This window comes from Pseudomonas sp. (genome assembly GCF_050739995.1).
Classification (GTDB): domain Bacteria; phylum Pseudomonadota; class Gammaproteobacteria; order Pseudomonadales; family Pseudomonadaceae; genus Aquipseudomonas.
Window position 1 is genome coordinate 1 of the sequence record NZ_JBOICG010000720.1, and the last position, 8,132, is coordinate 8,132.

Annotated in this window: 7 protein-coding genes; 5 read left to right on the forward strand and 2 right to left on the reverse strand. The window is 58.8% G+C overall.

Annotated features, from left to right (window positions below; all coding sequences use genetic code 11):
* Positions 1-25: 25 nt before the first annotated feature.
* A complete protein-coding gene (locus ACRESD_RS24245) occupies positions 26-721 on the reverse strand; it encodes a pirin family protein (protein ID WP_431753222.1) in 696 nt (231 codons plus the stop codon).
* 219 nt (positions 722-940) lie between these two features.
* On the opposite strand from ACRESD_RS24245, the gene ACRESD_RS24250 reads away from it, so the two are divergent.
* Positions 941-3,388 carry a UvrD-helicase domain-containing protein gene (locus ACRESD_RS24250; RefSeq protein WP_431753223.1) on the forward strand — a complete coding sequence of 816 codons (2,448 nt, stop codon included), beginning with the start codon at positions 941-943 and terminating at the stop codon, positions 3,386-3,388.
* Between the two features lie 113 nt (positions 3,389-3,501).
* On the opposite strand, the gene ACRESD_RS24255 is transcribed toward ACRESD_RS24250, so the two are convergent.
* Positions 3,502-3,786 carry a DUF1652 domain-containing protein gene (locus tag ACRESD_RS24255; protein ID WP_431753224.1) on the reverse strand — a complete coding sequence of 95 codons (285 nt, stop codon included), beginning with the start codon at positions 3,784-3,786 and terminating at the stop codon, positions 3,502-3,504.
* 256 nt (positions 3,787-4,042) lie between these two features.
* Between ACRESD_RS24255 and ACRESD_RS24260 the strand changes: the two genes are divergently transcribed.
* Genes ACRESD_RS24260 through ACRESD_RS24275 form a run of 4 tightly spaced genes read left to right on the forward strand, consistent with a single transcriptional unit; the run spans position 4,043 to position 7,815 of the window.
* Positions 4,043-4,852, forward strand: coding sequence for a helix-turn-helix domain-containing protein (locus tag ACRESD_RS24260; protein ID WP_431753225.1), 810 nt, complete (start codon positions 4,043-4,045; stop codon positions 4,850-4,852).
* A gap of 49 nt (positions 4,853-4,901) precedes the next feature.
* A complete protein-coding gene (locus ACRESD_RS24265) occupies positions 4,902-6,308 on the forward strand; it encodes an NAD(P)/FAD-dependent oxidoreductase (RefSeq protein ID WP_431753226.1) in 1,407 nt (468 codons plus the stop codon).
* A 25-nt stretch (positions 6,309-6,333) separates the two neighbouring features.
* On the forward strand, positions 6,334-6,675 hold the full coding sequence (locus tag ACRESD_RS24270) for a cupin domain-containing protein (protein ID WP_431753227.1): 342 nt from the start codon (positions 6,334-6,336) through the stop codon (positions 6,673-6,675).
* 60 nt (positions 6,676-6,735) lie between these two features.
* Positions 6,736-7,815 carry a polyamine ABC transporter substrate-binding protein gene (locus ACRESD_RS24275; protein ID WP_431753228.1) on the forward strand — a complete coding sequence of 360 codons (1,080 nt, stop codon included), beginning with the start codon at positions 6,736-6,738 and terminating at the stop codon, positions 7,813-7,815.
* Positions 7,816-8,132 lie beyond the last annotated feature (317 nt).

Sequence of the window (8,132 nt, forward strand, 5' to 3'; positions counted from 1 at the left end):
CATTAGATGCTAACAAGGCCTAAGATCAGGCCAGGTCGACCAGGACAATCTCGCTGTCCTCAATCGCCGTTACCCGCAACACTTGCTCTTGCTCAACCGCGACACCGTCTCGAGCTTGTGCGCGCAAGCCATTGACTTCAATCACACCGGTCGCGGGCACCAGATATGCACGACGTCCGCTGTCCAACTGATACTCAGCGCTTTCCCCAGCTTTCAGGTTGGCCGCCACCAGGCGCGCATCGGCGCGAATGCGCAGGCTTTCATTGTCGCCTGCCTTGCCGCTGGCCAGGGTCACAAAGCCCTCACGATCCCCTTTGGGAAACGGCTTGGCGCCCCAGGAAGGTGGCAGTCCGGCTTCGTTCGGGATAATCCAGATCTGGAAGATTTTGGTCGGCGTGGCCTCCAGATTGTATTCGCTGTGGGCGATCCCGGTGCCGGCGCTCATGACCTGCACGTCGCCAGCCTCGGTACGGCCCTTGTTGCCCAGATTGTCGGCATGGCTGATAGCGCCTTCACGCACATAGGTGATGATTTCCATGTCACGGTGCGGGTGCTGTGGGAAGCCGGTGCCCGGCGCGATGATGTCGTCGTTCCACACCCGCAGGTTACCCCAGTGCATGCGCTTGGTGTCGTGGTACTCGGCGAATGAAAAATGGTGATGAGCATCAAGCCAGCCGTGATGGGCACCGCCCAGGGTGTTGAAAGGTCGAAGTTCAAGCATGATCGTCTCCTGTGGATGGCCCCTATTTTCCGCGAGCGGATGATCGATAAAAAGCGTAAAAAGTGCCTGATTCCTATCAGTTGATTAGATTGGTTTTTGGCGTTTTGACTTTCACTTCATCGCCTAACTGCATGACCATAAAGCAATTGGCTGGAACTGAACGCCGATTCCGGCGACCATGACGCACTTGTCGAAGCTAAGCACATCGCAGGAGTCCGCGTGCCGCAACAAAAGCCCGATCTACCGCCCGAGCTGCGTCCCCTGGCAGAAATGCCCTTGCTCAAGCGCCTGGCGGCGCGTCTGTTTGGGCATGGCCTGACCCGTTTGCGCGCCCAGCATCGATTTTCCTGGTTGCATGGCCAGGCTGATGGTTTCCGCAGTGGGCATGAGGCGGGCGTGGAGTACGGCTACCGCGAAGGCAAGGCCGATGGCATTGAAGAGGGCCGGCAAGTCCTGTTGATTCGCGACTTTCGCCCGCAGGAGCATCGTGCGCCGGGAATAGACGACAGCCTCTTCGATGACTGGCGCCTGCCCCTGACCGCCGATGTGAAAAAGCGCATGAAGGCCGATGTGGCCCGCTTGCTGCCCGAGTATGCCCAGCCCAGCGCGGCGCAGTGGAAGATGATCTTCAGCGATACGCCCTCGACCTCCGTCATTGCTGGAGCAGGTGCCGGTAAATCCACCTCTCTGGTGCTGCGTATCCTGCTGTTGACCCATTACCTGGGCTTCGAACTCAGCTCGATGACAGTGGTGACGTTCACCCGCGAATCACGCAAAGACTTTATCAACAAGCTCATGCAGATTCTCAGCCTGTGGGGCCAACCCATTGGCAGCAAAGAAGCCCAGGCCGTGGTGCGTACCTTTCACTCGCGCATTCTGCCCATGGTGCGCAGCCTGCCAGGCTTTGAGCGGCTGCAGGCCTTTGAAAACCTCGGCAGTGGTCTAGAGGAGGCCGACAGCAATCCGTTCGACCTGCGTATCAGCGACGCACAGCGTCAGCAGATGAATGCCTGCTACCACCGTTTGCAGGGGCGCCATGAGCGCTTTCGTGAACTCATCGTGCCGTTGGCGCGCCAGGGGTTGCAGCTCAAGGAGCTGGAGCGCGATCACCCGGATGTGCAAAAACGCATCGCAGTGACCGAGCTGGCGGCCAAGCGCGACGAAGAACTCTGCGATGTGATCGAAGACCTGTGGTTTCGTGCTGGCGCCTGGCCGATCAAGGGCATCGAACCCAGCCGCCAGACCTTTGAAATCAACGGTGCACAGCTCCATTGCCATGGCTACATTCCTGGACTGGATGCCTGGGTAGTGTTGGGCTTCGATGCTCGGGAGAACGCCCAGATCACTCGCCCCAATGCCAAGCTATCAGTGCGCGCGGAATGGGCAGTGAAGCGCACCTTGTTTCAAGCTTTCTGTCGTAAGCCTTTGATATGGCTTGATAGTTATGAGTCATCAAAGCGACTGTTAAGTAGCTTGGCAGGCGACGCAACCGCAGGTCCAGGCTTTGATTACAAGGTGAAGGGCGAACTGGCGTCGGCACCGCTGCTGGACAGTTTTGTCATGGCCGCAGGGTTCATCGAGAACCTTGGCCTGGACGTGCCGACTGCCGTAGGCCAGATGAGCTTCGCCAAGGACGACCCCGACCGGTTGTTCTTCGAAGCCTTGAGTATTTTCTGGAAAGCCCTGGAAGACCATCTGCTCGACCAGTCGCCGCCGATCATGACCTACAACCGCATGTTCTCGCTGTTCGGCGAAAACACTCCCGAGAATCTCAAGTTGCTCAGCGACCCGTTGCTGCGACCGATGTCGCACCTGATGATCGATGAGTTCCAGGATATCTCGCCGCAGATCGTGTCCTGGGTACGCGCCAGCCTGCGCGAGATCCGCAGCCGTGGTCCGGCGATGCATGTCGGGCGTGGGGCGCAGCGCTCTTCATTATTGTGCGTGGGGGATGACTGGCAGTCGATTTACGGCTGGCGAGGCAGTTCGCCCAAGTACTTCATGGCGTTCAACACGGAGTTTCCGTCACCCACCACCACCCGTGTGATGCTCAGCGAGAACTACCGCAGTCACCAGCACATCATCGACGCCGCCGAGCATGTCGTGCGCAGCGCCCCGGCGATTCCCGGCAAAAAGGCCAAGGCCAGCGGTACACCCAAGCCCTTGGTGCCGGTGGCTGTGCTGGAGCGTGATGAAGCGGCGCTGGGGCGTACGCTGCTGGAGCATTATCAAAGGGGTGAGACGGTGTTAATGCTATATCGAAAAAGTAACGATAAGTTACTGATTCAAGAGCATATTCAGTCGATTGTTAATGTGGATTCTAGCTTGCCGCCGCACGCTCGCAGGTTGAAACAGCTGACTTACCACAGCGCCAAGGGCCTGCAGGCGGATGCAGTTTTCCTACTCGGGGATTGCCAACACGTTACCAGCTCACCCTACAAGAATCAGGTTTACCGCATGGCCGGATTGGGCAAGGACGGTGACAGCGAACCCTACGACACGGCGCAAAAAGACGAAGTGCTGCGCCTCGCCTACGTCGGTATCACCCGGGCGGTCAGCCATTGTTATTGGTATGTGGAGAAGCCGGAAGGCCAAGGTGTGAACGTGCCGAGGGCATCGGAGCGGGTCGATGGCAAAAAAGCGTACTTCAATGATCAGCGCAGGTAGTTAGCCGATAAGCACACTGCCATGTGGGAGCGGGCTTGCCCGCGAAAGCGCTAGTCCTGATACCGGTTCATCGACTGACACACCGCTATCGGGAGCAAGCCCTTGAATCAGCTTCAAGCGCGCAAAGATAGCGGTGGCACAAAAGACGCCAGCTCATCCTCCACCGCCTCGATGATGCGTTCCACATCGCTGGCATTCATCACGGCAGCACAGGGGATGCCGGCGATGGCGATCAATGTCTCGCCGCTGGCACGGTCGAACAGGCGCACGATCATACTGCCAGGCGCATCCATGCTGCCTTCGAAACCCATCGGATGAAAATGCCAGCGCATAAGCTGGCAGGCGTTGGGGAACGTCACTTTGTTCATGTTGCCGTTCATATTGCCCACCTTGTTCATTGAGCGCTTCCTTTTGCTCGCGGCAGGGGCCAAGACCTTCATTGGTCATGGTGTCGAAGAACTTAAAAATAGCATTCGTTCGCAACTGCCAGGTGAATTTTTGCGTCCCGTTCGGCGGTTGTTTTCGGATGCTTTGATGTAGGTCATGTCCTACTCCAATCCAGGCAAAATGCCATTAGTGATAAGCTCCGATCAGCCATTGATTGCGCCGCTGAAGTTCGGCAATCTCAACCGTTTACCCGCAGCAGAGTCATACATGCCTGACATCGCCCCAGCCGATGATTGCCAAAACACCCACGCCACCGGTGAGCTGGTGTTGCGTCACCACCTGTGCTGGCGTCATCGGGACCTGGACGGGGTCATGTCCTACTACCACCCGGATATCCAGTACCACGACTTTTTCCAGAATCGCGTGGTGGGCCATGCCGAACTGCGCGAGTACCTGCAAGCCAGCATGCCCCGTGGGCCGGATGAGGCGATTGAGCACATCGACCGTATTCGCGCTGACGGTGATACGGCCTTCATCCAGTACCGCATCACCTTGCGGGGCGGCCAGGGGCTGGTGTCGTTCCGTACCAGTGAGGCGATCACCGTACGTGACGGGCTGATCTGGCGGGTCAATGAATATGCATCGCTGGTGCATGAACAACCCACCCAGGCCATGCGCCCGACCGTCAGCCGCCTGGGCCTGTCACCCCAGCAATTGGGGCACATGGCCAACGACCTGCAGCACTACTTCCAGCAGCAGCAACCCTATCTCGATCCGGAGCTGGATCTGCAACGAGTGGCCAAGGAGTGTGGCTACAGCCGTAATCAGATTTCCTACCTGTTGAACCAAGTGCTGGGGCAAAGCTTCTACCGTTACGTCAACCAGGCGCGACTCCAGCATTTGCTGACCGGATTGGACAAAGCGGTGCCGCCGATAAAGATCGATGACCTGGCGTTCGCTGCCGGTTTCAATTCGCTGTCGGCGTTTTACAGCGCGTTTCGCCAACACACCGGGCAGTCGCCCAAGGCCTACGTCAAGCAAATTTCTCTGCGTGCACGCGCGCAAGACAATTCATAACGGCACGCCCTAGGATCGTCCCTATCGAAACGAGGTAGGGGAGTTGGGCATGCCGGCATGGCGCAATATCAGTTTATGGATGGACCAGTTGGACGACCCGCTGTTGGCGCGGCCGACACTGGCCCACGACCTGGACGTCAACGTGGCCATTATCGGCGCCGGCTACACCGGGTTATGGACCGCGTATTACCTGAAGCGCCAGGCGCCCGAGCTGAAAATTGCGATCATTGAAGCCCAAACGGCCGGTTTTGGCGCATCTGGCCGCAACGGCGGTTGGTTGATGGGAAACTTGCTGGGCGAAGACCGATTGTTGGCGGGGCTCGCCGCGCAACAACGCCGTGCCTCTTTCGATTTGTTGCACGGCATTCCTGACGAAGTGGCTCAGGTGCTGGCCCGTGAAGGCATCGATTGCGACTATCGCAAAGGCGGTGTGCTGTACTGCGCCGCTCGTTACCCCGAGCAGGAAGGCAGCCTGCGCCGTTACCTGGACAAGCTTCACGCCCAGGGCCTCACTGAAGACGATTACCGCTGGCTGGACCCCCAACAGTTGGCCGAGCAGATCCGTATCGCCAAGCCCTATGGCGGTATCTATGCGCCCCATGTTGCGACTATCAACCCCGCCAAGCTGGTGCGCGGTCTGGCGCGGGTGGTGGAGAACATGGGGGTGACGATCTACGAGAACAGCCCAGTCACCCACTGGCAGTCTGGCAGCCTGCGCACCCCCCAGGCCAGTGTGCGTGCTGCCTGGGTGGTGCCGGCGGTGGAGGGTTACGCCAACACCTTGCCGCCTCTGGGCCGTTATCAACTGCCAGTACAAAGCCTGATCGTCGCCACCGAACCGCTGTCCCCAGCGACCTGGGATGAAATCGGCTTGAGCCATGGCCAGGCGTTTGGCGAAAGCAGCCGTCAGGTCACCTATGGCCAGCGTTCGGCTGACAACCGCCTGGTGTTCGGTGCCCGTGGCGGCTACCAGTTTGCCGGCAAGTTACGGCACAACTTTGATCTGACCGACAGTGAGGTGGAGTTGCGTCGTTATCTGTTCGGCGAACTCTTCCCGCAGCTGAAGAAGGTGCGGATTACCCATTCCTGGGGTGGCAACCTCGGCATGTCACGCCACTTCCGGCCGCACATGTTGTGTGACCACAAGACCGGCATTGCGCTGTCCGGTGGTTATGGCGGGGAGGGCGTCGGTGCCACCAACCTGGGGGGGCGAACCTTGGCTGACCTGATCCTGGGACTCGACACGCCGTTGACCACTCAGCCCTGGGTCATCCGCGAGCGTGGCCTGGAGGCGCTCAAGGCCTGGGAACCCGAACCCTGCCGCTGGTTGGGCTACAACGCGATCATTCGCAGTTTTGTCCATGAAGACCAAGTGTTGGCCAACCCCAATAGCGCGCCATGGCGGCGCAAGTTGGCGATCGGTGTGGCCGGTTTCATGGAAGGTTTCATGCACTAATCGTTTCACTCACACGGGAAAACCCATGAGCATCACTCAATTCAAAGACACGCTGAACGCCCACTTGCCGGACTCTGCACCAGTGGCCGTGCCCCTGGGCGAGCCCATTGCCGTGGCCTCGACCTTGAGCGTGGAACGCAACGACGGCGTCGAAACCGGCATCTGGGAATGCACCCCGGGCCGCTGGCGTCGGCAGATCAAGTCCCAGGAGTTTTGCCACTTTATCCAGGGGCGCTGCACCTTCACCCCCGACAGCGGTGAAGTGGTTCACATACAAGCCGGCGATGCACTGATGTTGCCAGCCAACAGTACCGGGATCTGGGATATCCAGGAGACCGTGCGCAAGACCTACGTGTTGATTCTGTAACGCTTTGATCCTTGATCGCCTGCCATAAAAACAGCCTTAAAACCGCCAGGAAATCGAACCATGAAAGCCATTGCCCTGTTGCCCTTGATGTTGGTGGCCTCTATCAGCCAGGCCGCCGAAACGGTGAAAATCTACAACTGGTCGGACTACATTGCGCCGGACACCACCAAGAACTTCCAGAAAGAAACCGGCATCGGTTTCACCTACGACGTGTACGACAGCAACGAGACCCTCGACGGTAAGTTGATGACCGGTAAATCGGGCTACGACGTGGTGTTCCCATCCAACCACTTCATGGCCCGGCAGATCCAGGGCGGTGCGCTTAAAAAGCTCGACAAGAGCCAGTTGCCCAACTGGAAGAACCTCAACCCGGTACTGCTCAAGGCCCTGGAAAACAACGACCCGGGCAACACCCACGGTTTCCCGTACCTGTGGGGCAGCACCGGCATCGGCTACAACATCGACAAGGTCAAGGCCGTACTGGGCGACAATGCGCCGGTGGATTCCTGGGACTTGATCTTCAAGCCGGAAAACATGGCCAAGCTGCAAAAATGCGGAGTAGCGATCCTCGACAACGGCCCGGAACTGCTACCGGCTGCGCTGAACTACCTGGGCTTGCCGCACCACAGCAAGAAGCCTGAGGACTACAAAAAAGCCGAAGACCTGTTGATGAAAGTGCGACCGTATGTGGCGTACTTCCATTCCTCGAAATACACCGCCGACCTGGCCAATGGCGACATCTGCGTGGCCGTCGGCTTCTCCGGCGACATCCTGCAAGCCGAAAGCCGCGCCAAGGAAGCCAAGAACGGCGTGAACATCGGCTATAACATCCCCAAGGAAGGTGCCGCGATCTGGTTCGACATGGTTGCCATGCCCGCCGATGCGCCTGACGAAAAAGCCGGCTACGCGTTCATGAACTACCTGTTGCGCCCGGACGTGATGGCCAGCATCACCAACTATGTGCACTACGCCAATGGCAACAGCGCAGCAGACAGCCTGGTGGACCCGGCGATCAAGGCGGACACCAAGGTGTACCCAAGCCCGGACATGATGGGCAAGCTGTTTGCGCTGGAGGCAATGCCGTTGAATATCGATAGGGTGCGTACGCGGGTGTGGAACACCATTCGTACCGGCCGTTAAACTCAGCGAAGAACCCATGTGGGAGGGGGCCTACTCCCACATTCGTCGGTAGTATTTCCCCAATCACCACCAACCTTCTGTGGGAGCTGTCGAGCTTCAGCGAGGCTGCGAAGGCGGCGGCACAGGCGACCTGTTCATCGACAGTACCGCCGCTTTCGCAGGCAAGCCAGCTCCCACCTTTGATCTATGTCGCTGGCGAACACGCGCTAGACGCGATAGCCCTGCCGGCGGTATTTCCCCAATCACCGCCAATCTCCTGTGGGAGCTGTCGAGCTTCAGCGAGGCTGCGAAGGCGGCAGCACAGGCGATCCATTCAT

Bases quoted from the DNA above. Each gene is read 5' to 3' on its own strand.
- ACRESD_RS24260 (WP_431753225.1), top strand. From the start codon at position 4,043: ATGCCTGACATCGCCCCAGCCGATGATTGCCAAAACACCCACGCCACC.
- ACRESD_RS24275 (WP_431753228.1), top strand. From the start codon at position 6,736: ATGAAAGCCATTGCCCTGTTGCCCTTGATGTTGGTGGCCTCTATCAGC.
- ACRESD_RS24265 (WP_431753226.1), top strand. From the start codon at position 4,902: ATGCCGGCATGGCGCAATATCAGTTTATGGATGGACCAGTTGGACGAC.
- ACRESD_RS24255 (WP_431753224.1), bottom strand. From the start codon at position 3,786: ATGAACAAGGTGGGCAATATGAACGGCAACATGAACAAAGTGACGTTC.
- ACRESD_RS24245 (WP_431753222.1), bottom strand. From the start codon at position 721: ATGCTTGAACTTCGACCTTTCAACACCCTGGGCGGTGCCCATCACGGC.
- ACRESD_RS24270 (WP_431753227.1), top strand. From the start codon at position 6,334: ATGAGCATCACTCAATTCAAAGACACGCTGAACGCCCACTTGCCGGAC.